General features: G+C 44.4%; 20 protein-coding genes. 2 read left to right on the top strand and 18 right to left on the bottom strand.

The features are described 5' to 3' along the window. Positions 1-172: 172 nt before the first annotated feature. The 13 genes from dnaK to J1C81_RS01940 all read right to left on the bottom strand — a co-directional run bounded on the left by dnaK (position 173) and on the right by J1C81_RS01940 (position 11,690). Positions 173-2,002, bottom strand: coding sequence for a molecular chaperone DnaK (dnaK, locus tag J1C81_RS02000; RefSeq protein WP_002905346.1), 1,830 nt, complete (start codon positions 2,000-2,002; stop codon positions 173-175). 147 nt (positions 2,003-2,149) lie between these two features. Beyond that, positions 2,150-2,686, bottom strand: coding sequence for a nucleotide exchange factor GrpE (gene grpE / locus J1C81_RS01995; protein ID WP_002916436.1), 537 nt, complete (start codon positions 2,684-2,686; stop codon positions 2,150-2,152). A 35-nt stretch (positions 2,687-2,721) separates the two neighbouring features. Beyond that, positions 2,722-3,756 carry a heat-inducible transcriptional repressor HrcA gene (gene hrcA / locus J1C81_RS01990; RefSeq protein ID WP_011837494.1) on the bottom strand — a complete coding sequence of 345 codons (1,035 nt, stop codon included), beginning with the start codon at positions 3,754-3,756 and terminating at the stop codon, positions 2,722-2,724. Positions 3,757-3,919: 163 nt separating this feature from the next. Beyond that, complete coding sequence (locus J1C81_RS01985; protein WP_002916437.1) at positions 3,920-4,648, bottom strand: ABC transporter permease; 729 nt, start codon at positions 4,646-4,648, stop codon at positions 3,920-3,922. Then, positions 4,641-5,498: an ABC transporter ATP-binding protein gene (locus J1C81_RS01980; protein WP_032909908.1), complete on the bottom strand. Its 858-nt coding sequence runs from the start codon at positions 5,496-5,498 to the stop codon at positions 4,641-4,643. The genes J1C81_RS01985 and J1C81_RS01980 overlap by 8 nt, the downstream gene beginning before the upstream one ends. Positions 5,499-5,521: 23 nt before the next feature. Beyond that, positions 5,522-6,094, bottom strand: a complete 573-nt coding sequence (locus J1C81_RS01975; RefSeq protein ID WP_002916439.1) for a DUF2812 domain-containing protein — start codon at positions 6,092-6,094, stop codon at positions 5,522-5,524. After that, positions 6,094-6,417 carry a PadR family transcriptional regulator gene (locus tag J1C81_RS01970; protein ID WP_002916440.1) on the bottom strand — a complete coding sequence of 108 codons (324 nt, stop codon included), beginning with the start codon at positions 6,415-6,417 and terminating at the stop codon, positions 6,094-6,096. The genes J1C81_RS01975 and J1C81_RS01970 overlap by 1 nt, the downstream gene beginning before the upstream one ends. A 218-nt stretch (positions 6,418-6,635) precedes the next feature. Continuing rightward, positions 6,636-7,424, bottom strand: a complete 789-nt coding sequence (locus J1C81_RS01965; RefSeq protein WP_002916441.1) for a M15 family metallopeptidase — start codon at positions 7,422-7,424, stop codon at positions 6,636-6,638. Then, positions 7,411-8,109 carry a histidine phosphatase family protein gene (locus tag J1C81_RS01960; RefSeq protein ID WP_002916442.1) on the bottom strand — a complete coding sequence of 233 codons (699 nt, stop codon included), beginning with the start codon at positions 8,107-8,109 and terminating at the stop codon, positions 7,411-7,413. Before J1C81_RS01960 ends, J1C81_RS01965 begins: the two co-directional genes overlap by 14 nt. A 99-nt stretch (positions 8,110-8,208) precedes the next feature. Then, positions 8,209-8,910, bottom strand: coding sequence for a histidine phosphatase family protein (locus J1C81_RS01955; RefSeq protein WP_002916443.1), 702 nt, complete (start codon positions 8,908-8,910; stop codon positions 8,209-8,211). Positions 8,911-9,046: 136 nt separating this feature from the next. Beyond that, positions 9,047-9,943: a hypothetical protein gene (locus J1C81_RS01950; RefSeq protein WP_002916445.1), complete on the bottom strand. Its 897-nt coding sequence runs from the start codon at positions 9,941-9,943 to the stop codon at positions 9,047-9,049. 132 nt (positions 9,944-10,075) lie between these two features. Then, positions 10,076-11,413 carry a PFL family protein gene (locus tag J1C81_RS01945; protein ID WP_002916446.1) on the bottom strand — a complete coding sequence of 446 codons (1,338 nt, stop codon included), beginning with the start codon at positions 11,411-11,413 and terminating at the stop codon, positions 10,076-10,078. 10 nt (positions 11,414-11,423) lie between these two features. Further along, positions 11,424-11,690, bottom strand: a complete 267-nt coding sequence (locus J1C81_RS01940) for an ACT domain-containing protein (RefSeq protein WP_002911697.1) — start codon at positions 11,688-11,690, stop codon at positions 11,424-11,426. A gap of 254 nt (positions 11,691-11,944) precedes the next feature. Here J1C81_RS01940 and J1C81_RS01935 point away from each other — a divergent pair, with 254 nt between their 5' ends. Next, a complete protein-coding gene (locus tag J1C81_RS01935) occupies positions 11,945-15,043 on the top strand; it encodes an LPXTG-anchored zinc carboxypeptidase (protein WP_002916447.1) in 3,099 nt (1,032 codons plus the stop codon). 58 nt (positions 15,044-15,101) lie between these two features. Here J1C81_RS01935 and J1C81_RS01930 read toward each other — a convergent pair whose 3' ends face one another. Next, positions 15,102-16,136, bottom strand: a complete 1,035-nt coding sequence (locus J1C81_RS01930) for an NAD(P)H-dependent amine dehydrogenase family protein (protein WP_032909911.1) — start codon at positions 16,134-16,136, stop codon at positions 15,102-15,104. Positions 16,137-16,222: 86 nt separating this feature from the next. Here J1C81_RS01930 and J1C81_RS01925 point away from each other — a divergent pair, with 86 nt between their 5' ends. After that, entirely contained in the window at positions 16,223-17,059 is an 837-nt protein-coding gene (locus tag J1C81_RS01925; protein ID WP_002916449.1) for a MerR family transcriptional regulator, read from the top strand. Between the two features lie 148 nt (positions 17,060-17,207). Here J1C81_RS01925 and J1C81_RS01920 read toward each other — a convergent pair whose 3' ends face one another. From J1C81_RS01920 to J1C81_RS01905, 4 genes are all read right to left on the bottom strand, one after another. Beyond that, complete coding sequence (locus tag J1C81_RS01920; RefSeq protein WP_002916450.1) at positions 17,208-21,434, bottom strand: GH32 C-terminal domain-containing protein; 4,227 nt, start codon at positions 21,432-21,434, stop codon at positions 17,208-17,210. Positions 21,435-21,712: 278 nt separating this feature from the next. Further along, on the bottom strand, positions 21,713-22,651 hold the full coding sequence (locus J1C81_RS01915; protein WP_002916451.1) for an ATP-grasp domain-containing protein: 939 nt from the start codon (positions 22,649-22,651) through the stop codon (positions 21,713-21,715). Positions 22,652-22,665: 14 nt separating this feature from the next. Continuing rightward, complete coding sequence (locus tag J1C81_RS01910; protein WP_002916452.1) at positions 22,666-23,916, bottom strand: dicarboxylate/amino acid:cation symporter; 1,251 nt, start codon at positions 23,914-23,916, stop codon at positions 22,666-22,668. Between the two features lie 307 nt (positions 23,917-24,223). Continuing rightward, positions 24,224-24,667, bottom strand: coding sequence for a hypothetical protein (locus J1C81_RS01905; RefSeq protein ID WP_002916453.1), 444 nt, complete (start codon positions 24,665-24,667; stop codon positions 24,224-24,226). Positions 24,668-24,729: the final 62 nt, after the last annotated feature.

The raw sequence follows: 24,729 nt of genomic DNA, 5'->3' as shown, positions 1-24,729 counted from the left end.
TCTTCCTATCATTACGACGTGAAATTTTCAAAACAATATTTTTCGAAAAATTTTTGACGCGGTAGCTGATTGGATTTTAGGTTCGTCTTTCAGACTCCCAAAAATCCTAATCATCCTCGCGGGGGTTCGACTACGAACTAAAAACTTTCAATTTTTAATTCTGTCTCTCCGCCTATTTCTCAGTAAACTCTCCGTCTACGACATCGTCGTCTGCTTTAGTTGAGCCTGCGTTTTCAGCTCCTTCTGCTCCTGCTTGGGCTTGTTGAGCTGCTGCAGCTTGTTCGTAGAGTTTCACTGCCAGCGCTTGAGCTTTTTCGTTGAGAGCTTCGAGTTTAGCTTTCATGTCGTCCAAGTTATTATCTTCTTGCGCTTTCTTAAGTTCATCAAGAGCAGCTTGGGCAGCGTCACGCTCTGCGTCAAAGCCTTTGCCTTCTGTTTCCTTGATAGTCTTTTCAGTCGCAAAGATAGCTTGGTCAACTTCGTTACGAAGATCAACTTCTTCTTTGCGTTTCTTATCTGCTTCTGCGTTCGCTTCTGCATCCTTCATCATGCGGTCGATTTCTTCGTCAGTCAAGCCACTGTTAGATTGGATGACAATGTGTTGTTCTTTTTGAGTTCCAAGGTCTTTAGCCTTAACAGATACGATACCGTTCTTGTCGATGTCAAATGTTACTTCGATTTGAGGGATTCCACGAGGAGCAGCTGGGATATCTGTCAATTGGAAACGTCCCAGAGTCTTGTTATCCGCAGCCATTGGGCGTTCACCTTGAAGAACGTGGATATCAACGGCTGGTTGGTTGTCTGCTGCAGTAGAGAAGACTTGTGATTTAGAAGTTGGAATCGTTGTGTTGCGGTCAATCAGCTTAGTGAAGACACCACCCATTGTTTCGATACCAAGTGACAATGGTGTTACGTCAAGAAGGACAACGTCTTTAACATCACCAGTGATAACACCACCTTGGATAGCAGCACCCATAGCAACTACTTCGTCAGGGTTCACTGATTTGTTTGGTTCCTTACCAGTTTCAGCCTTAACAGCTTCTACAACAGCCGGGATACGAGTTGAACCACCAACCAAGATTACTTCGTCAATTTCTGACAAGCTCAAGCCTGCGTCAGAAAGAGCACGGCGAACTGGTTCTTTAGTGCGCTCTACCAAGTCACGAGTTAAATCATCGAATTTGGCACGAGTCAGAGTCATTTCCAAGTGGAGAGGTCCAGCGTCGCCAGCTGTGATAAACGGTAAGCTGATTTGAGTAGATGTCACACCTGAAAGGTCTTTCTTAGCCTTTTCAGCTGCATCTTTCAAACGCTGAAGCGCCATCTTGTCATTTGACAAGTCGATACCGTTCTCTTTCTTGAACTCAGCTACCATGTGGTCGATAATCTTTTGGTCAAAGTCATCACCACCGAGTTTGTTGTCACCAGCAGTTGCCAGTACATCAAAGACGCCATCACCCAACTCAAGGATTGAAACGTCAAAGGTACCACCACCCAAGTCAAAGACCAAAATCTTTTCTTCTTTATCTTGTTTGTCAAGACCGTAAGCAAGGGCTGCGGCAGTTGGTTCATTGACGATACGTTCTACTTCAAGACCAGCGATTTTACCAGCATCTTTAGTCGCTTGACGTTGTGCATCGTTAAAGTATGCCGGTACTGTGATAACTGCTTTGCTTACTTTTTCACCAAGGTACTCTTCTGCATAGCCTTTCAAGTATTGCAGAATCATAGCTGAGATTTCTTGCGGAGTGTATTCTTTGCCATTGGCAGCTACTTTTTCAGAAGTTCCCATTTTTGATTTGATGGAAATGATTGTATCTGGATTTGTTACTGCTTGACGTTTTGCCGCATCACCAACAATGATTTCACCATTTTTGAATGACACTACAGATGGTGTTGTACGATTTCCTTCTGGGTTTGCAATGATTTTGCTTTCAGTTCCTTCAAGAACTGCAACTGCTGAGTTTGTTGTACCTAAGTCAATACCGATAATTTTAGACATGTGTTTTGCTCCTTAAATTTTATATTCTATTTTCTTTTTGATACTCTTCTTTGGTTCGCTTAGCTCGTTAAAAGCAAAGCTGAACATTTTTTTATCTTCCTTCATAGTTTATTGTCGTTTCGGACAAGATTTTTCAAGTTTTCTAGCCTAGTTATAGACCACTACCATTGCTGGGCGCAGGATACGGTCATGAAGTTTGTAGCCTTTTTGGAAGACCTGCGCGATAGTGTCAGCTGGGTGCTCATCGTCAGCTGGAACGGTTTGAATGGCCATGTGATAGTTATGGTCAAAAGCTCCGTCAGCTGGGATTTCTTCGATACCCTCTTCTTTGAGAGCATGAATCAAGCTTTCCTGCACCATTTCCAGTCCTTTTTTGACATCATCTGTCAACCCTTCAACGGCAAGTGCGCGCTCCAGATTATCTATCGAAGGCAAGATAGCTTTCGCCAAGTCCTGACTGCGGTATCTTTGCAGCTGCTGGCGTTCTTCATTTGCTCGGCGCTGGATGTTTTGCATTTCTGCATGAGCGCGAAGATATTTGTTTTCAAAATCTTCTGCCCGCTCATTAGCTAGTTCTAACTCTGATTTTTTAGGGCTTGCTGATTCAGCTTGATCAGCTGTTTCTACAGCTTCCTCTTTAACTTCTACATCTTCTGGATGTTCTTCTTGTTTATGCTTTGCCACAAGGCACCTCCTCTTTAGGAATATTTATACTATATTTAATGGACTTCATAGTGATTGCTGCTCAGATAGCGATAGAAGTCGGTCAGTTTCATGGTCAGCACGCGGTTGACAACATTCATCTGACTGACCAGTCGTTGGTAGTCAAGATTGACCGGACCGACAACTGCCAGCACTCCAAATCCTCGATAAGGAATCAGGAATTTGCTGGAAATTAGTGTCAAATCAGCCAAACAGCTTTCTCTACTGTCTGCTACACGTACGCTTTGCATCTGATCTTCGGCCAAACTGTCGCGAATTTCAAAAGCTACTTTCTGCGGGTCATCAAAAAACTGATAAGCCGTCAGGTCTGAGAATTCCAAGAGCTGAACCTTGCCAGACAGAATCACATTTTCCTTGAAAATATCACCAAAGATATGCTCAAAAAGCTGAATGACATTGTCCGTCGTAGTGAAATAGCGCTGGATAATCTGCGGAATTTCCGTCCGAATCTTGTAATGGATGTCCAGCACTGTCTGTCCCAAGAACCGCTCCCTTACTAGGCCTTTAAGCCTATCCAGGTCTTCTTTTAAGAAGTTGCGCGGAATCATAAACTGACTAGTAATGGTATTGGACTCATCCAAGGTGAAGACCGCCAGAGCCGTGTGCTGACTGAGCACAACGATGTCAAAAGCTGTCAAACGCTGCCGACTGGGTTCTACATCCAGTGCAACAACCGTGCATCCACTGAGCTTGGTCAAAAGGTCTGCTGCCTGTTGAAGAATGTCCTCCAAGTTGAAAAACTCATGGTCAAAGGCTTTGATAACCTCATAAAGTTCATTCTCAGCGAGACGATCAAAGGACAGAGAATGCTTGACAAAGTACTGAAAACCAGCCACGCTAGGCTTACGGCCGCTGGACGTATGCGCCTTTTCCAGAAGCCCCTGCTTTTCCAAAGCTGCCATATCGTTGCGGATAGTGGCGCTGCTGGAATTGATAGAATCCTGCAGGGCTTTGGAGCCGACCGGCTCGTGAGTCTTGGTAAAGATATCAATAATCAAATTCAAAATCTCATTTTGACGCTCCGTGACCACGGCATCACCTCCAATCAAGATTCTGCTGTCAATTAGCACTCAACCACCTCGAGTGCTAACTCATGATTCTATTATACACTCTTCCACACCAAAGTCAAGACAAAAACTCAAAAAATTAGCACTCTTTTTTCAAGAGTGCTAAAAATCAGTCTAGCGACCTAGATTAGTCGTCCAAGATTTGCAAACGGCGCATCAAATAGAAAGAAATTCCTGCAAAAAGAAGCAGCCAAAGTAGCAGAGCCAAAAATTCTCCGCTCCATAAATGGAAATGAGACCAATCTCTCATGTAGCTAGTAAATAAGCCCATAAAACTATAACGCAGCACCTTCGACAAGTCCTCGCTCATATTTGAAAACATAGGAATAAATGCCGCCAAGAGCATGGCTGGTACACTAAGGGATTGTGCCATGACCTGATTTTTACAAAACAAGCCAACCATTAAAAAGAAGAAAATTAAGACCAGCATGGTCAATAAGAGAACTAAACTATAGCTGAACAGATGATGAGAGAGCTTGGCTCCCACCAAAATTGGGGTAATGACGATGTAAAAAATCCCAATAATCGCTGGCCAGATTAAAGCAGAGAGAATGTATTGACCAGCTGTCACACCAGCCAAGCGCAAACTTTGCAAATTACGTTTTTCTCTTTCCTCAGCTAGGATGATGATGATAGGTGTCCCAACAGACATGGCTAGAGAGAAAGGCAGAGAGATCGTAAGCAACATAGTAGCTAGTTTATCCGCTCCAATTTCCTTACCTGCTCCATTCAGAGAAAAAATAAATTTATAGAGAAAAATAAGGAAAATCGGCATGAAAACTTGCAACAGAATACTTTTATTAGCTAGCGTCACTTGACCTCTTAGCCAAATCATACCTTTTAATTTATTAGACATTTAAGGTACCTCCTGTCAACGTGATGAAAACATCTTCCAAAGTTGGTTCGCAGGAATGAATACTGATAACATTGGCCAAATCCATGCCTCCTTGCAGTTCTTCAAAAGCCACCGTCTTAGTCGTCAAATCTTCATATTCTAAACGAACCTTCTTATCTGTATTATACTTTTGGATTATCTCATGTGGACTGCCTACTTCGACTAGTTTTCCTTTACTTAGCAAGGCCAAGCGATCACACAAGAGGGTAGCTTCCTGCATATCATGAGTCGTCAGAAAAATAGTTGTCCCCTGAGCTTTTAGTTCTAGCAGTAGTTCATGAATGGTGCGAGAGGTTGACGGATCCAAACCACTGGTTGGCTCATCCAAGAAGAGCAATTTAGGTTGATTAATCAAGGCACGCACCAGTAACATGCGCTGCTTCATACCCGTAGATAGTTTTTCAGCCACCTTGTTGCGGCTATCATAGAGTCCCACTTTTCGGAGAAGTTCATCGACTTCTGTCATCTTAACCCCAAAGAGCATAGCATATGCCTTGAGATTTTTATAAAGTGACATCTTTTCATAAAAACCACTGCCATCGCTGACAATCCCAATCTGCTCCAGCACTTCTGCCTTCAAATCCTCAACCGGTGCAGACAGCACATGAGCTGATCCAGCATCCGCAGACAACTGACCAGTCAAAATATTGATAGTCGTGGTTTTACCAGATCCAGAAGGCCCTAGAAAGCCAAAAATCTCTCCCTCTCGGATGGAAAAATCGATTCCTGCCAGGGCTTCTTGCTCCTTGAACTTCTTTTTCAAGCCTTGCACTTCAATAATGGTCTTGTTCATTGTTTTCCTCGCTTTCATAACAGTATTTAACAAAACTGCAATCAGTCTTTCAGCTCCTGCCTCATTTTCCAAAAACGCAGGGCAATATGGACCAGCTGACAGAACAGAATAAGCAATATAATACAGTCTATTGCTAAGATTGATTTGAATAACAGACTTGCTTTCAAACTCTTCTGGAAAATATCTAGGATGAGATAAGTAGTGACACACAAAACCATGATGGCTGGCAAAAATCGCCATACAAGCAAACGCTTGACCATTTCTAGCTTAGACCATGCGTCATTATAGATTTCAAGATCGCTGTCTGCATCAAGCTGAGAAACCGGCTTGCGGAAATAAGAAAATTGATTAAAGTTTGTAATATGCTCCCAGCCACAATCCTCAAACAGTCGATAATAGGATTCTTGCTCCGCCTTCTTCATGGGGCGAAAATCCAATTGATAGGCCACTTCCTGAGGCGGACATGCTTCAAAAGTATAACGAACTGCAACAAGAAAGGGAGAATAACTTACTTTCTTCAATTTCCAGCCCTGGATGTGCATTTTTTTAAAATAAGCTGCTTCTCTGTCATAGTCTGCAATGGTAAAGATTTTATAGACAATTTTCTTTTCCATCAAACTTCCTCCTTACTATTGCGGTAAAGGCGCTCAATCCGCTGGATTTCCAACTCTAAAATCTGTCTTCCAAGCTCTGTGATAGAATAGAGTTTTCTCTTTTCTTCCTCACGAACAAAGGCAATCAGACCATCTTTCTCCATCTTTGCCAAGGTCCCGTACATGGTGCCTGGGCTGATAGATAGCTGTCCTTCTGTCAATTGCTTGACTTTTTGAGTAATATTGTACCCATGCCTTTCTTTCTGAAGACAGAAAAGGATATAGAAACCTGTCTCTGTCATTGGCACATAGACTCTCCTAAGCTTTTCTGTCAATCCACTCATCTTTTCATCTCACTTTCACCTCGATATATCGAACCTTGATATACAAAATTATATCGCAGTCCGATATAGTTGTCAAGGATTTATAAATATTTTTACAGAAAGTGATTCATTTTTATCTTTCAATACTTATAGTTGATTTAGTCAGAAGCTAAAAGGATTAGAGAGCTACATCCTGATAAATCTGCATAAAAAAAGCCAGGAACACCTGACTTACTTGTTTATTTTCCCGCTGCTTTGAGTAGGGCGATATATTCTTCCAGAACCAGATTATGCTTCTGCATATACTGGGCATTCTCCACACCGACATAGCGGTAATGCCAGTTCTCAAAGTCAACTCCAGTAATGTCACTCTTGCCATCCGGATAGCGAAGGACAAAGCCATACTGCGGAGCTAGTTGGGCAATTTTGGCTGCCAATTCATCCTCTTGGCCTTCTGGAGCGCTCATATCAATAGCCAAGCCCGTTTGATGCTCGCTGGCTCCTGGAAGCTGCACCTGCTTCAGCACGATGCTGACTGCTTCTTCATTTGACAAGCCTTTGGCGACTTCCCCAGCAACTTTTTCGTTATAGAGTTCCTCCTGCTCAGCTCGGCTGCGATAGCCAGAGATTAGAGTTTCTTCAGGAGCTATCGCTTGGGCTGCAGCTAGGAATTGCCGAGTATTTTCAGCAATGCGGCTGTCCACCTGAATTTCTCCAATCTGAGTCAGATCAGGCGTCTTTTCTTCTTGCTGGTTGTCACGATTGACCAAAATCAAATTCCAGTCAGTAGAAGACACCTTGGGCAAATCAGACTGTGAACTCTCTGAGCTAGAAGAGCCCTTATTAGCAGAACTGCTAGACGAACCCGAAAACTGAATCTTTGCAAGCAGATCTTGTAACAAGGACGGACGGAAATAAATCGCCGTTCCTCCAGCTGCCAGACACAAGACGATTAACAGCAAAAGTGTCAACCCAATCTTTTTAGACTTCGATTTTCTCTTTTCTTTGCGATGTTTAGCGCGCTTCAACTTCTTCCTCCATTACTTTGGCACCGGCCTCTCGATAAGACATGTCTCCGACGCAAGCTACTGTGAATTTACCGTCTTCATAGTCTACAACCGTCACACTGCCATTGTCCAAACCATGAGGCCGAGTTCGATTGATTAGATAGACAAAGGTTCCGATGGTCATGCCGTGGCTGACTACAAGGGCATTGCCACCGCCAGCAGCTTCCAGTTCCTCAGCTATGGCTGAAAAGCCTTCCCAAATTCGGCCGCTAAGCTTTTCCCAATTTTCTGCCCAGCCCGCTGTATCGACTTCTACAAGGCCTTCTGCCAACTCAGCATAGCTGAGCTGATGAACATGCTCAATATTGAAAACCCGAGGCATCACACCCATAAAGAGCTCTCCATCATAACCACCATCAAAACTGCCAAAACACCATTCGCGAATCCGTTTGTCAAAGGTATAAGGAATCTGATCTGTCAGGCCCAGTTCCTCTAGAATAATGCCCATGGTCTGAATAGTTCGACCACTGTCGCTGGAGCGAGCCAATTCGAAATCAAGCCCAGCTTCTCTCAAGCCAATACCCAACTCATGAATGCCACGTTCCCCAACTTCAGTCAATGGGGTATCAGACCAGCCTTGAGCCCGGCCGATAGTATTAAACATGGTTTTGCCATGACGAACCAAGTATAATCTTGTTTTTGCCATTTCATTTCCTCCGTTGTTCTTTTCATATTATACCATTTTATGAAGAAATTGGCGCCATCTGGCTTTCAAAGCAAAAAGCAGGAGACTCAAAACTCCCGCTCATTCTTGATTTTCTCGGTCCAATATAGCTGCACCAACCTGACGGTAAGACACATCACCCAAGGCCTGGATGCTAAAGCGACCATCTTCATACTCCAGCACTGTGACACTGCCATTTTCGACATTAGGATTTTTCGTGATATTCTCATCAACCAGATAAGCCAAAGTACCAATGGTCATACTGTGGCTGACGACCAGAGCATTGCCACCGCCTGAGGACTCCACCTCTCTAGCAATGGCTTCAAATCCTTCTAAAATCCGACCGCTAAGCTTATCCCAAGGCTCAGCCCAGCCAGCCGAATCCACTTCTACCAGGCCATTCGCCAAATCGGGCCAACTGAGTTCTTTGTAATTATCCGTCTTAAGAACACGTGGGATAACGCCATGAAAAAGCTCACCCCCATAAGCACCATCAAAACTTCCGAAACACCACTCTCGGATGCGCTTGTCATAGCGATAGGGAATCTGGCCAGTCAGACCCAGCTCCTCTAGGATAATCCCCATGGTCTGAATGGTCCTGCCGCTATCACTGGAAAAAGCCTTGATAAAAGGCAAGCCAGACTCTCGCAATCCGATACCCAGCTCACGAATACCGAGCTCGCCTTCGGCAGTCAGCGGCGTATCAGACCAGCCCTGTGCCCGGCCGATAGTATTAAACATGGTCTTGCCATGACGGATAACATAGAGTCTCGTTTTTGACATAGTTTACCTCTTTTATTTTTGTTTGTTATAGTAAATTTTGAAAAAGGCCTTCGAATTCTTTAGGATAAAGAAGAGGGAGAACTCAGTTCTCCGCTATGATAGACAGCGGCTCACCGTGAAATCAGCATCTAATCAACTATAGAGACTTAACATGAACTTTTACAGCACTGACACATCCAAGAACAATGAACGGATAATGGAGCCAATAATTAAGACCAAACTGTCCGGATAAAGCGGCTTTATTAATAGAGATAACGGCTTGCAAAATATTGCCTTCCCCTTGGTAAAAAGAATTGGCATAACCGATTTGAATAGCTAAAAAGCTCATCGTTAAAGTAAAAAAGAAACTTGCCACAATTCCTAAAACCGAAATCCCTTTGACAAATTTTTCATAGCAAGCAATGCTAAATAGCAGTGTAAAACCTGATATAAAGCCCATAGCCAAGGATGCACCTGTCAGGAAGAAGACAAGGCATGCACCAAGCAAGCTAGTCAAGAAAGCCCCGACAATCCCCAGGAAATAATGTATTTTCTGCGGACTTTGATGAGGAAGGGAGCGCTTTGTCACCTTATCCTGTGAGATGGAAATCATTCGCTCATAGCTAGATGGCGTGAGAAAGAGCCAGTCTCCTTTGAACTGATACAAGTCTACATCTCCGGTTTCACCGGTTTTCTCACAGGCGCTAACCAGCCCTTGCTCCTCAAAATAGCGGGTGCAGTCTTCGATAGCCTCCTCCAAAATATCCGGCAGCAGATCCCGATCCTGATTGGCCAAAATCTGACAGGCTAGGCTATAGCCAGCTCTCTCAAAATCAATCAAGACCTCAGAAACGTTGATCAGAGCTTCCAAGGTATCTCGACCAATATAACCCAGCTCACATCTGACTGAAAAGAAAATCGCAAATTCATCGCCATCTGTTATGGTCTCTAGATAAAAAGCATAATCCCTTCTACGGCCATATATAATGCCGCTCTCTTTATCAAAATCCAAACCTAAATCAAGGGCCAGCTCAGCTAGCTCTCTTTTATTCATAACCTAAACAATCTCCTTATAATCCCCTATCTTTCAAGCATCCAGCTAGATTCAATCCCGCAAACTCCTAATCGGAAACTGAATAGCTGTCCTTTATGATGCTTTCTTAAAAGCTGTTTTAAATCTAGCTTTTTAGTTTTTAAAGCTGTGAATGGGCGCTGGAATCTGACCGCCCCGCGCGATAAAGGCGGCTGACGAAGCTTGATTGACCTTCATGACCGGAGCTGTTCCCAAGAGCCCGCCAAATTCAATCATATCGCCTTCCTTGCCTTTCGGAATAATCCGCACAGCTGTTGTCTTCTGATTGATGACACCAATCGCTGCTTCATCCGCAATCATGGCTGCGATGGTTTCAGCCGGTGTCGCCTCTGGAATGGCAATCATATCCAAACCTACCGAGCAGATAGCTGTCATAGCTTCTAACTTTTCTAGATTGAGCGAGCCATTTTGCACAGCCGCAATCATGCCCTCGTCTTCTGACACAGGAATGAAAGCACCAGACAGTCCGCCAACCTGATTGCAGGCCATGACACCGCCTTTTTTGACTTGGTCATTGAGCAGGGCAAGTGCTGCTGTCGTGCCATGAGTGCCAACTGTTTCCAAGCCCATTTCTTCCAAGACACGAGCCACTGAGTCTCCGACTGCCGGTGTTGGAGCCAGACTCAAGTCAACAATCCCGAACTTGACGCCCAGACGCTCGCTGGCCATCTGACCGACCAACTGACCGATACGAGTGATTTTGAAGGCTGTTTTCTTGACCGTTTCAGCCACCACATCAAAGCTTTCGCCACGGACCTTTTCCAAGGCCCGCTTGACAACACCTGGCCCAGAAACACCAACATTGATGACCACATCTGCTTCACCGACACCATGGAAGGCGCCCGCCATGAAGGGATTGTCCTCTACCGCATTGGCAAAGACGACTAGCTTGGCCGCCCCCATGTCAGAAAGCTGGGCAGTTTCCTTGATAATCCGTCCCATATCCGCAACTGCCGTCATATTAATACCAGTTTTTGTTGAACCGATATTGACAGAAGAACAGACCTTGTCCGTCTCCACTAAAGCTCGTGGAATAGAATTAATGAGAATTTCATCGCCTTTTTGATAGCCCTTTTGGACCAAGGCAGAAAAACCACCAATGAAGTCTACGCCGATTTCCTTAGCCGCTCGATCCAGAGCCTTAGCCAAAGGAATATAATCTGTAGCATCCGTAGCTGCCCCAATCAGAGAAATCGGAGTCACGGAGACCCGCTTGTTGACGATAGGAATCCCAAGCTCTGCAGCAATTTCATCCCCAACTGCCACCAGGTCTTTCGCTTTGGTCGTGATTTTTTGGTAAATCTTCTCCGCCGCCCGATTAATATCTGTGTCGATGCAGTCCAAGAGTGAAATGCCCATGGTGATGGTCCGAATATCAAAATTCTGCTCCTCAATCATGGCAATGGTTTCTGTTACTTGTCTAATATCCATCCTTCACTCCTTAGATAGTGTACATGGCATCAAAAATGGCTGCACTTTGAATGTTGATTTTGACGTTGAGCTCTTGGCCAAAAGCTTCAAACTCATTGCGAAGTACCGTAAAATCTTGCTTTTCATCACTGGACACCAAGGCCATCATGGTAAAATATTCCTCCAAAACGGTTTGGGAAATATCGTCAATATTCAGCCCCAGCTCCGCAATCTTAGTAGAAACTCCGGCTACAATCCCTGTTTTATCTTTTCCGACAACGGTAATAATTGCTTTCATGCTTGGCTCCAATCATTTTTAGTTTGTCTCATTGTAGCATAAATTCGAGGATTTTGTATACTATTTCAGAAAATAAAGGCAGAAGGTTCGGATATTGCAAATAGCACTTGAAACAAGGAAAATTCTCCTACGCTCAGCAATTCATCTGAGAAACTATTTTGAACATCTTTGTATGTTTTTCTATTTTTGTTTGAAAGCGCTTTCGATATTTGTTATACTAAATATAGAATATTTTACACAAAGGAGATTTCCTAATGAACGATTCATACAAGAAGCGTCTCTATACTCAGGTCTTGAGTTTATCAGCCGCTGTATTGATGGCTGTCTTAGCTCAGGGCAAGGCCGCGGCTGACCAGCAGAACAGTACTGAGTCACAGCCAACCGCCAATCAGGTAGAGGCTGTAACTCCAGCGACAGAAGCTGCTCCAAATCAGACAGGAGAAAAAGAACAGACTCCTGCTCCTGCAGCGGACAATCCAGCTGTCTCTGCAGCAGCTCAAACAAGAACAGCTGCTTCTGAAGAAGCCAAGACCCAGCTGGCCGACAGCACTGTCTATATGTCCGAGCCTGCAGAGGTCAAGGAAACCGTCCAAGGACAGGCTTCTCAGGCGGGCAAGCTGACCTGGACTCTGGACAATAAACCGATTGCCGACTGGAAAACCTGGAACATGGACAGCGGCACCTTTACCGGCCAACCCTTTGTCACAATTGAGGAAAAGGCCGACGGGAACGATCTTCATCTGAATCTGCAGTTTCAAAAGCTTTTCGGAGACGATCTCAGCCTGCGCTCTCCCCATAATATTCGCCGGACCTATCGAAAATTTATTGGCAAGCATGAACTGGTTGGTACGAGCCAGGACTTGAGCTTGACCATTCGCAAAAATATCGTCTTGCGCCCTTATGAAGACTTCCACAGCCATGAGGAGATGCTGGCATCCATCGAAAAGAGCAGACAGGATGCCAAGACTGATCGCTTGGTACAGATTGAGAATATCGGAAAGAGTGCTCAGGGTCGTGATATCAAGCTGGGTATTATCAGTTCTGACCAAAAGAGCATTGACGACTACCTCAGCACAACTAATCCACAGGCCTTGACCAAACCAGCAGAAATGCTGGCAGCTCTCAAAAATGGCAACCTAGACTATAAACTGCCTGTGCTCATTAACAACACTCACGCTGATGAACAGCCTGCTATTGATATTATCACAGGTCTCTTTAAGACCTTTGCCACCAAAGACCAAGTCAGCTTCAAAACAACCGCTGCCGATGGTTCTGAAAAACTTGTCACTCTCAAAATCCAAGATTTACTGAAGAAGTTTATCTTCCTCTTTGACTTTACGGAAAACCCTGACGGCGATGTCCTTAACACTCGGGCTCTGGCCAATGGCCTTGACCCTAACCGTGATACTGGCTACCAAGCCAATCCTGAAACCCGCACCGTTGCTGGATTGATCAACAAATGGAACCCGATTGCCCTCTATGATATCCACGGCTTTGTCAAGGAATTCCTGATTGAGCCGGCAACCCCGCCTCACGATCCTAACTTTGAATATGACCTTTTAGCTGACCTCATGCTGGACAACGCCCATCATATGGGACGGGCCGGCGTTGCCAACTCTGGCTACGACAAATACATCATTCCAAAATTGGACTGGGGAGACGGATGGGACGATTCCTTCTCCGGCTACACAGCGGTTTATTCTATGTACCATGGCATTCTGGGACATACCATCGAAATTCCGGAGGGCAATCAAGAGTCCTACAAGGCTGGATATTATGCAGTTCTAGGAGGCCTTGACTATCTGGCTCAGAACCCAGACAAGCTCATGGAGATGCGTCTCAACTTCTACCTGCGCGGTATCAATAAAGTCGAAGATCCTAAGGCAGAAAATGAACTCGTCGGACCAGATGGTCAGGTCGTAGGCCGGATTAAAAAAGGCCAGGAAAAATTCTTCCCAGACTACTATGTCATCCCGATGGGAGTGGACAAGGACAACGATACCCAAGAAGCCTTTAATATGATTGATTATTTCAAGCGCAACGGTGTCCTGGTCAAAGAACTCAAGGAAGACAGCGGCAACTATAAAAAAGGCGATTTGGTTGTCGATATGGCGCAGGCTAAGCGTGGCTATGCCAATCATGTCCTCTACAAAGGCTCAAATGAATCCAAGTGGGCAGCTATGTATGCGGAATTGGTCGTCAATTTTCCTGATATGAAAGGCTTCAAAGCCCAGCCAGTCTTTGGCGATAAGCTCTTTGAAGGCAAGCTAGGAGAGGTGACAGCCCTCCGTGCTGCACGTACCAATCAGGTTGACGAGAAAGCGCCTTATTACGTCATTGCCAATACGTCTGAAAGTGCCGTTAAGGCCGTCAATCAAGCTCTTGCAGAAGGCAAAAAGGTTTATCTGACAGACGACGCCTATATCGTTGATACGCCGACCTTTACCAGCCTCTTAGATCGTTATGCTATTTACGGCGACGCCCTTTATAAGATTCCACAGGGACCAACTCTGAAGCCTCTCAAGATCTACGCACCACCGCATCAATTTTCATGGGCAGGCGTGGACGCACCAGCTCATACTGCCTTAGCTCTGAAGAATATGGGCTTTGAAATCGTCGATCGTCCAGAAGATGCGGATGTCATCGTCCTTGAAAGCAACAACTATGACAAGTCTCTTGTCGGACTCAAGCCAACCATCGTCGTCGGAGGCTCTGCTATGCAGCGCTTGGAAAAATTAGGAATCCTAGACGGCTTCGACGCTGAACGCTTCAAGAACGGCAGTGACTATGAAGGACTGATGAAGGCTATTATCCAAGACCAAGACCCGCTGACCAGCGGCTACAAGAAGGATGGACTCTTTTACTCCAACTCTGGTAACTGGATTGCTAAGATTCCTGCCAACTTTAGAACTCTTGCCAGCATTGCCGGAAGTGACTTCTATATCGCTGGCTGGTGGCCTGGCAATGAGCAACTAGCCAACAAAGTCGTAGCCATTGCTGGTACCTATAACGAGAAGCCTCTCTTTGTCTACGCCGGCAATCCGACTAACCGCCTTCACCCTGTTCATTTCTACCGCTGGATTTCCAATGCTATCTTTGGCAGCCAGTTGGCCGAGCTGATAGACCTCCCAAGTCCTGCGACACCTGATCCAACCTACCAAGCTCCAAGTCAGACTGTCCTTGACTGGAAGCCTGCCACTGTCAATCCGCCGGCTCGGACAGTAGCCCTGACCTACAACAATCAGACTCTGCCAGAGACCGGAAGCCAAGAAACACGTGCTAGCTTCGTGCTAGCTGGACTTCTGGTTGCAGGAGCAGCTGGACTCTTCCTCTTAAAGAAAAAGGAAGACTAATACTTAAAAATACACCTCCCAATTGATGTGGGAGGTGTATTTTTAGTTATAAGCTCTGCTATTTTTCCACATAGGTATGAAGTGGATAGGTCGGATAGGCTAAGTCACGCGCCAACTCAGAGGTCACATAACCTGCCGGTGCGTCTAACACAGATGGGATACGATTGACGATAGTGGCACAGGTCAAGGCTACAGTATCAGGCTTGCTGACTGAGAAGACTAGATTTGGCTCGCCAGTAATTTCCCAATCACACATATCTCCGTCATTTTCACGATAGACCTTGCCAATACACTCTACTTCCAACTCAATTCCCTGATGGGTATGAATGGTTGTCACAGCTGACATACCCGTTACTTGCCCCGCCGGAACTGTGCGACCTAGCGTTTCAGAATAAACATCTTCATCCAAAATGTAAGGAACACTCTTTTGTGAAATATCCTGAATGGTCCAGTTCATCTTAGAGCAAATAGCTTCAGCAGCATTCCACATATAGGACGGCAGACTCTCAGCACTGGCAATTTCCTTTTCAAATCGCTCTGAATCGTAACCAGCACCATGCGCTTCTGCCAAAGCCAGACCATAATCTTCCACATTATAGCTGACAATCCCTTTCACCTTTTGAATGCGATTAAGGCCAGACATAGCCAAGCAAGGCATATTAATCCAGTAAATATCCTGCATGCCAGAGCCCATTACAGTGACACCATATTCTTTGGCCAGCTTGTCCAAGCGGTTTGTTTCAGATGGCGATGTCGTCCAAGGGTAGATGGCTTCCTCACAGGTCGTGATGATATTAACTCCATGCTTGATGGCTGTTTCAAAAAAATCATACATTTCCGGCATATAGGAAGCAATAGTGACGATGGCAATGTCAGCATCACACTCTCCAAAGACATGTTCGGCATTATCAGAAATCAGAACACCAGTCTTATAGCCTAGCTCTGCAAAATCGCCAACATCCTGTCCTACTACAGCAGGATTGTTATCAATAGCTCCGACAATTTCTACACCGTGATCCAGCAGATACTTGAAAATCACTTTAGACATCTTGCCGCAGCCATACTGAACAGCACGAATTTTTGTATTTCTCATGGCAAACCCTCCATTAATTGTTATTATTTTCACAATTATAGTATAATATCTCTAGTAACTAGAGAGTCAATAGAGGGTTTTAAAAAATGAAAAAAATTTTGCGTATCGGAGAATTTTCCCAAATAAATCAGATTTCCATCCAAACTCTACGATTCTATGACCAAATCGGTCTTTTAAAACCCTATAAAGTCGATCCAGAAACCAACTATCGCTACTATCACATCAATCAATCTTCTCTGGTTGACTCCATTCAGTACCTGCGTCAACTGAATTTTTCTCTAGAAGACATCAAAGAAATCCTATCTGATAAGGACCATTTTCAACTGCACCAGCTTATCGAGGAACGCTATCAGCGCCTTCTAGAGGAAAAAGAGGATTTAGAAAAACAAATCCAAGAAATCGAAATCTTTCGGTCTGGTGCCCGTATCTATGGCGAAAAGCAGAGCGAGCAAGAACTGGAAATCCTAACTTTTCCTGAGCGGCAGCTGCTTACTTTTGAAATTGATCAAAATATTTATCAAATGAAAAGTGAAGAATACGAACTTGCTCTCCGCTGCTTCAAGCAAGAAATTCTACTTTACAGTCCTTTTTTCACTCATTTCAGCCGCGTTGGCTCCATTATGAAACAAGAAGATTTCCAAAAAGAAAGATGTATTTCCAAGCAACTCTGTCTCTTCCATCATACTCCCAATGAACTTCCTCACTTAAATCGAATGTTGCTGCCGGCAGGAAATTATGCTGTTGCTTACTGCTCTTCCTTTGCAGATGAACTTAAAGCTCTGCCGCATTTTTACCAGGATCTGTCCCAAGCTGGATATACTCCTGTGGGTGATTATATCTGCGAGGTCATCCATGAACAGCCACAACTCCAGGAGCAGCACCGCGATATGTTCATCCGGATGCAAGTTCGGATAGAGGGATAAAAAGCAAGTAGATGGATGTAGCGGAATTTCTTGCCAGATACTAGAGCATGCCCAGCCAAAAACTAATCATTTCACAAGCCGTATCTATATCAAAAAAGGACGGGAAAACCCCATCCTTTTTATGTGCAACTAACCATTGCTTAGCACCTTAGTCTTCTTGTTTCTTCCTTCCAGCTAGAAGACCCATTCCCAGAAAAGCTAAACCAGCCAGAGGCAGAAAGTTATCTTCTTGAGTGGCAGTCTTAGGTAGAGCTGAGTCGGGAGCTGGCTGCAATCTTGGCGACGAAATAACTTTCCCTTCCTCACCTTGTTTCAGAGCTTGAGGCTGGGCTATTGTCAAAGGCTGTTTAGCACTTTCAGCCACCACCTTGCTGCCAACTTCTACTAGTTCGTCAACTGCTAGAGAAAGCACTTCCTGACCGAGGATGGTTGGCTGACCGTTCAAGACTTCTACAAAGACTCGCTTTTGTCCCTTTTGGCCAGTTACAAGTATCCGCCGCTGCCCTTGTTCCAGTTCTGGATTTTCCTGTTCTCGAGTCTGATATGCAATTTCTTCCATTACGATTTCTAAGAACGGCTTTTCTTCCACTAGTTCCTTTATCCCTTCTTCCGGAGTGACCTGATGACTTGGTTTCAGAGCCAGGGCAGCAAGAGCTGCCTTCAGATCTTGCTCTGCTTTATCTAAATTCGTCTGCTCCGCTTTTTCATCTGCCAAGAGAGACTGGGCTCGAGCCATGGCTGCCTGATAAGCCTGAACTGTCTCATCAGTGTAGAGGCTCGGATCTAGACTAGCCGTACTGTCTACCACTTTCTGCAGAGAAGCCTTATTAACTGCCGGCGCATGAAGATTGGTCACAAAGAAATTACGCGCTTCCAAGTCCCCATCCCAGAGTCCCAGACCGACGTAGGCATCATTATAATAAGGCTCAACCGTATCAAATTGGTGGTTCAGGTATTCTACACCGTCCACAGATACACTGACACCATTTTTAGTTTTCACTAGCTTAACATGGTGGAACTGCCCGTCATTAAGATGCTTGCCATTCATGCTACTTTCTGCAATCGTCTCTCCCATAAAGCGGTAAAGTCGAATCTTATCATTATCGCCAAATTGAATAGAATAAGCATTGCGAGGATCAACATTTTCAGACGCATAGAAAATGTTAATCAAGCCTTTTTGATACTTGAGATCCACATCCAAGTTATACTCAGAGAAAGGAATCTTCTGACCTCCCATATAATAATCATTGGCACTGGTATTCTGATTATAGAGGCTTTCACCGTCGACATACCACTTACCAGAGACAGCTTTTAAGTCTGGAACATTGGTCTTAAAGTCATTACGGCTGATATTGATGGTGAAGGCCTTGGAAAGGCTTGGATTTTCCTTAGAGGTCGCCCTTACCTTGACCACACCCCTTTGCAGAGCAGTCACTCGCAGCTTGTTGCCATCTTCCGCGACAGAGACCAGATCTGGCTGATCAACACTCCAGCTGACCGCTTGAGAGACACTTGCTGGCATGACATATGCTTTCAAATCCAAAGTATCGCCGACATAAATATTATTTGTTACAGGAGAAGCCTGCACTAGTTCCAGTGGTTTGGTCACTGCCTGCTTGTCTTTCCAGATGCCCTTCAGCGGATAAAGAGCAATGTCAGCCTTAGCTGCACCACCTTCTACAAACACTCTAGCCGCAAGGCTATTTGGTGCAGGGAAAATCTGATTGACACCCGCTACAGTATACCCTTTGGCAAAGACTTCTAGGCTGGAGCGATCCACATAGAGATGCAGATCTATGCTGCCATCCGCATTGCGCTTGACGGACTGACTATCCACCTGAGCAAATTTATTACTGAGAAGAATGCCGGACTGGCTGCGGTCAATAGAGAGAGTTTCCTTTTCTAAATCATAGGTAACTCTAGTCACTTCTCCATCTCCAACCCGCAGGTTAAAACCGACTTTCTTGGTCGTTTCACTTGGATGGAAAGTAGAGACAATTTCATACTGATCACCGGAAAAATCTTTCAACAGCTCATTCTTCTCACTAACTTCCACGTCTTTATACAACACAACCTTGTCTTCCTGACGCAGAGACTGATAAGCTGTAATTGGCGTCTGAGTCAGCCGATAGCTGCCGTCTTGCTTGATAAGGCCTAGTTTGAGGTTAAGATTGAAGGTGCCGTTGAACTTCTGACCGACGGTATCGGCTACCAGATTGCAGTAGTCTTCCCAGGTATTCGTCCAGTTAGACTCAATAATGTCGGACAGGGTTGGATTAGCCTTGCTGCCAAAGTCCTGAACGTAGTAAGTCATGGCCGCATAAGAGTCTTTACCAAAGTTCATGACCTGATCAGCCTGAACAAACTCAGCATCTGGGACGAAGGTCCACTTGCCCTCCACCTGTCTAAAATCACCGACCTTATAGGAGCGCCCGCCACGAGACAGGACCCATTTTAGGCTACCATCGTCTGCCAGTAGAGGATAGAGATCTGGGCACTCCGTATGGAGATCCGCATAAGTTGACTCGACCTTCCAATTACGCAGATTATCAGACGAATAAATTCTCAGCGGTCCGCCTGCGACAACCATAAACCATTTACCCTCCCAACGGAAGACCTTGGGATCACGGAAATCCTGAGATTGCAGTGGATCGTCCGTCCAGTCAGCTGCAATTTGATCAAGCTTCGTCCAAGTCCGGCCCTCATCTTTACTATAGGCCAACTTGATGCGCTGACCGTTTCCGTCAGCAGTAATCAGTGCGACTAAACCGCCCTGGTCATTGTCAAATAAACCAGAGGAATTGGTGGTATCTGCTACTATTGATCCTGAGAACATAGCCCCATTAGCATCCGGATAAAAGGCAACCGGCTGTTCTTCCCAATGAATCAAATCCTTGCTGGTCGCATGACCCCAGTGCATAGGCCCCCACTTGGTATCGTCGTAAAACTGATAGAAGAAATGATAGACTCCCTTGTAATAAACAAGCCCGTTGGGATCATTGGCCCATCCGTCCTTGACCGAATAATGATACTGACCGCGATAAAGCTCATTGTAGTATACCTCATCTGCCTGCCGACGATGGACATTGAGCCGGTAAGTCAGGCTGACCTCCTGCCCATCCGCATCGGTCACAGTGCTGGTTGCAGTCAGATAGTTTGCCCCCACTGCCAGCGGAATATTCTTCAAATCACTATAAACCCTACCTGCAGCATCGGTCACGCTTACCTTGGCAGCGGGATTTTTTGCTACGACGGTCAAGTCTACAGTCTCAGCATCATGTTTGACATACTGGATGGTAATAGGAGCACTAAACTGACCTTTCTGCTCTACTTTCCCAACCGAAGAAGTCACCCTCATATCCTCCAACTCGGGATTAACCTGAGGAGTGATTTCTTTATAAAAGGTATTTTGAAAAAGCAGCTCACTGTTCCAGTTTAGTAAGCCAAAATAACCTTCTGACAGATAAGTATTCTGCCCCTTATCATCTCTCTGAAGCGTGTAATCCCCTGAGCTGGCCACTAGGATATCATTGACATAGTAGGATACCCAAGAGCCGATAAAAACAACCTTGAGCCGATATTTATTATCATCCGTTGGCTCAATATGTTTTTCATTGATAAACTGATAGTCACGCCCGCCTTGCCAACGCCAAAACTTCACATTGTTGCTACTACCATCAATATTAACTGCATAGCTGCTCTTGTCATCCGGATTATTATTACTGCGGAAAATGAGGGCTGCCGCCCCTTCCTTACTGATGAAAGTTACATCCGTTGAGTAAACAAAATCCTTGCCCTGACTTTGAGAGTAAAGGAAACTATCACCTTTGCCTCTAGCATCACTATAAAGTCCTTGCTCCCGGACTTCCCAAACTCCATTTTTGTCTCCCTTGGCTTCTGCCAAATTAGTATTGAAGACTGACTGCTTATCTACAGTCTCTAAGGCAGGGAGTTTTTCCGAAGCAACTTCCTTCACTGCTGGCTGTTCGTCTTCTTCCTGCTTGGTCTCTCTAGCATTTGCTGTGACTTGATCTTCCTTATCAGCCTTTTGATTGGCTGACTCTACTACTGCATCCTGACCACCCGCTTCCGTCGCTACAGTTGCAGCAGTCTCCCCAGCTACAAGGTTTTCTGTCTTATCAGCATTCATTGTAAGAGCAGCTGTTTGCCCACTCTCAGGCTCCGAGACAGCTGATGAGTCAGTCTGCAAGACCTGAGCAGGAGCTGGATTAGCCTTACCCTCATCCGCATAAACCACTCCGCCGCCATCTAACAAGAAAGCCCCAAAAGCAAGCAGAGCACACCCAAAAACCCAACGCTTGCCACTTTTTCTCATAAACCAATTTTTACACACTTTTTCCTGATGATTGTTCATGACACACCTCAATATTCTAAAAATAAAATCAGACTCCTCACAACCAAATTACTGCTACATAACGCACTCCTTTCACCTTTTCTTGTTCAAAATGAACACCTCGTTTAGCACCTAACTCCTTTATAAAAAAGAAGCAATCTCAATAATCTAAATATAACAAATTTTTGTAAGCGCTTCACCTAACGTTTGTCACAAAAACAAAATGACAGATGTCATATTTTGGAAACGAAGTAAAAACAAAAAGCCTCCTAAACGGAAAGCTTTTGTTTGTTTTAAATTTATTCTGGATAGGATGCTGCCAGCTCGTTCTTTAGATATTCTGCCAAGTGCTGATGGGCAAAAATTCCTGCTTTTTCTTCTGCTGTCGGATTATAGTTGGTATTGGTGTTCACATCATAGACATAGATCTGACCTGCCTCCGACTCTACCCACTCAATAGCCGCCACATCAATACCAGCCTTAGCTAGAAAGGTCTCGTAAGCCTGTCTTTGACTAGTAGGGAGAGAATCTGTGATTTGAAACTTATCCGATGTTTCCAACTGAGCAGGCCTTTGTCCAATCTGACATCCATCCGCCGGGCAAAGCTGAAAGCCATCTGATGAATCAATGGACACCGTATAAAGAAACTTCTGGTTGATAAACTCCGAACGACGAATGCGACCATCCGTAGGCTTGATATAAGCCTGAAGCAGGGTAATCCCATCCACAGAAGGCTCAAAAGCAGGACTGTCTACATATGCTTCCAACTCTTCCTCACTATTGAAGAGCTGCACTCCCAAACCTTTCCCAGCCCGATTATGCTTGGTAATCAGGGGATAAATATTAAGCTTTCTAGCTGCCTCAAGAATATTCTCCTGTCCCAAAACGGCTACTGTCTCTGGATAAGCAATTCCAACCTCAGAAAGCTTCAAATACTGTTTAATTTTGCTAATTTCCAGATTAATAGCTCCGCTGCCGTTGATGACTTTACGGCTGTGAGCTTCCAGCCAAGCTAGAACTTGCTCAGTAAATTCCGGTGCATAGCGGTGTCCACGCGTATGAGAAGAAGCAGACATCCGATTGTAGAAAATTCCTGTTGGGGGCGGACTCTGCAGATCTAGGACCCCACTTGACAAATCCCACAGTTCATAGGGCACATCTTTTTCCTCCAGCCACTTGACCAAGTGCTGCGTCCACTCCAAATTTTCATGAATAACGTATACTTTTGCTTGGCTCATAAGTCTTCTCTCCTTTAGGAATACCGAACAGCCAGCTTGCTGCTTTTCGATTCTTCTACTACATTGTCTTCCGTCTTTTCAATAACACTGACGGCCAAGACCTGACCTAGAACATTGAGGGCAGTGCGACCAGCATTAACAAAGAAATCAACCGCAAAAATCAGGGCAACGCCTTCTACCGGCAGGCCTAGCTGAGGCGCAGCTGCCAGCAAGACAACAATCGCTCCTGAAGGTACAGTCGCAGCTGTTTTACCAATCAAAGTCAAAAGCAAAACAGTAAAGAAAAGCCCTGATACAGAAAAAGCAATCCCATAAGCATGCGCAATAAAAATAGTTGCTACAGAGAAATACACAGCGGCCCCCTCAAGATTAAAAGTGTAACCCAAAGGCACAACTAAATCTATGACATGCTCATCATAGCCCTGCTTCTTTAAATCTTTTAATAGAGGTGGCAGGACAACACTGGAACTGCCAGAGACAAAAGCCAAAGTCAAAAGGCTCCAAATCCGTTGCAAGCTTGTTAGATAAGGAATTCTGAAAGCAAAAGCAATCAAAGGAAAAATCACTAAAGCTAGCACTGCATAAGCCAGATAAGTCCCTGCTACAAATTGCCCCAAACCGACCAACTTGTCAACTCCTGTCGTAGCCACATCCTTAGCAATAAAACCAAAAATACCAATCGGAGACAGCTTCACAATCACACCGACAATTTTATAAATAGCCTCAATCCAAATCTGCAGCAGCTCAACAGCTTTCTGAGTCTTTTCTTCCTTGAGGCTTCCAAGCCCAAATCCTAAAAATAGAGCAAAAACAATAATAGGAAGCAGAGCTCCTTCTGAAAGCGACTTGATGATATTGGAGGGAATGAAGCTAAGCAAGAACTCATCCAGCTGAATACTTTTGGCAATCCCGTCAATACTGGCTCCCGCCTGACCGATATTGACTCCCTGACCAAAGCCTAGATAATAAGCTGCAAAGACAAAAATAAAGGTAATCGCCGTCGTGACCCCAAAGAAATAGAGCAGACTCTTTGACAAGAGCTTCCCAAAAGATTTCTTACCAATCACACCAGCCACAGCTACGACCACAACCGGAAAGACCAGCGGAATAATCACCATATTAATCAAACTGATAAAAGCTTGACCCAAAAACTGGTAAAAAGCCGAAAACTGTGGCCAGATAAGAGCAACAAGAACACCCAAAATTAAAGCAATCAAGAGTTGCAAGCCCAGAGAAACCTTTGACCATAAAGAAACGATTTTCATTCCAAACTCCTTTAGTCTATTTTGATAGCTATTTTACTATGATTGCCCCTATCTGGCTAATATACATTTTCTATGAAAGCAATAGAAGAATTTTATAGGTGAGTTGAATAATGTAAAAAACACTCCATTCCTAGATTTGCAAATTCTGCAGATAGAACTAATCTGGTAAATCTAATCATCACTAAAATCACTTTTAGAAACCCAGAAAAATGAATCCTGGAATAACCGATAATTTTTAGAGAACATATTAACTTTAAGAAAAAAGACATCCAAGAAATAACTCTTGAATGTCTGTAACCATTTCCCCTTAAAACATTAATCTACCTCCAATTCTAATATCGGATCCTAAATACATATCATCTATATTTACTGTATTATCATCATCAATCGGTATATCCACTCCCCAACCCGATTCTTCAATATTATTGATACGCCCAAAAACATTAATGTAATACTCGGGATTTGTAAGACCGCCATCACTCCATTGCGTCTCTTCCCAATCAATCTGAACTGATTCAACTTTTGGATTTTGAGCTTTCACATAATCTATAATTTCTTGTTCATGCTGTTTGAGATAAGCGAGCTGTTTTTGCTTGATAGCTTCCTTGTCGTCTGTGATATGCTTTTTTGAAGAAGTGACTTTCTTATCTTGATTATTGTTTTCTTTTTGAGTTACAGCGCATCCTCCTAGGCTTACTAGCGCCACTATTGATGCAATTGTTGCAATTATGCTTTTCGTTCGTTTTTTCATAGCTCCTCCTTGATTTTTTTGATCCCCTACTTGCTTTCTAATGCCACTGAGAGATTCACATT

The sequence above is a fragment of the Streptococcus sanguinis genome (assembly GCF_050225395.1).
In the GTDB taxonomy this organism is placed as follows: domain Bacteria; phylum Bacillota; class Bacilli; order Lactobacillales; family Streptococcaceae; genus Streptococcus.
The sequence above is the reverse complement of the archived record's forward strand: the minus strand, read 5'-3'. Positions and strand labels throughout refer to the sequence as shown.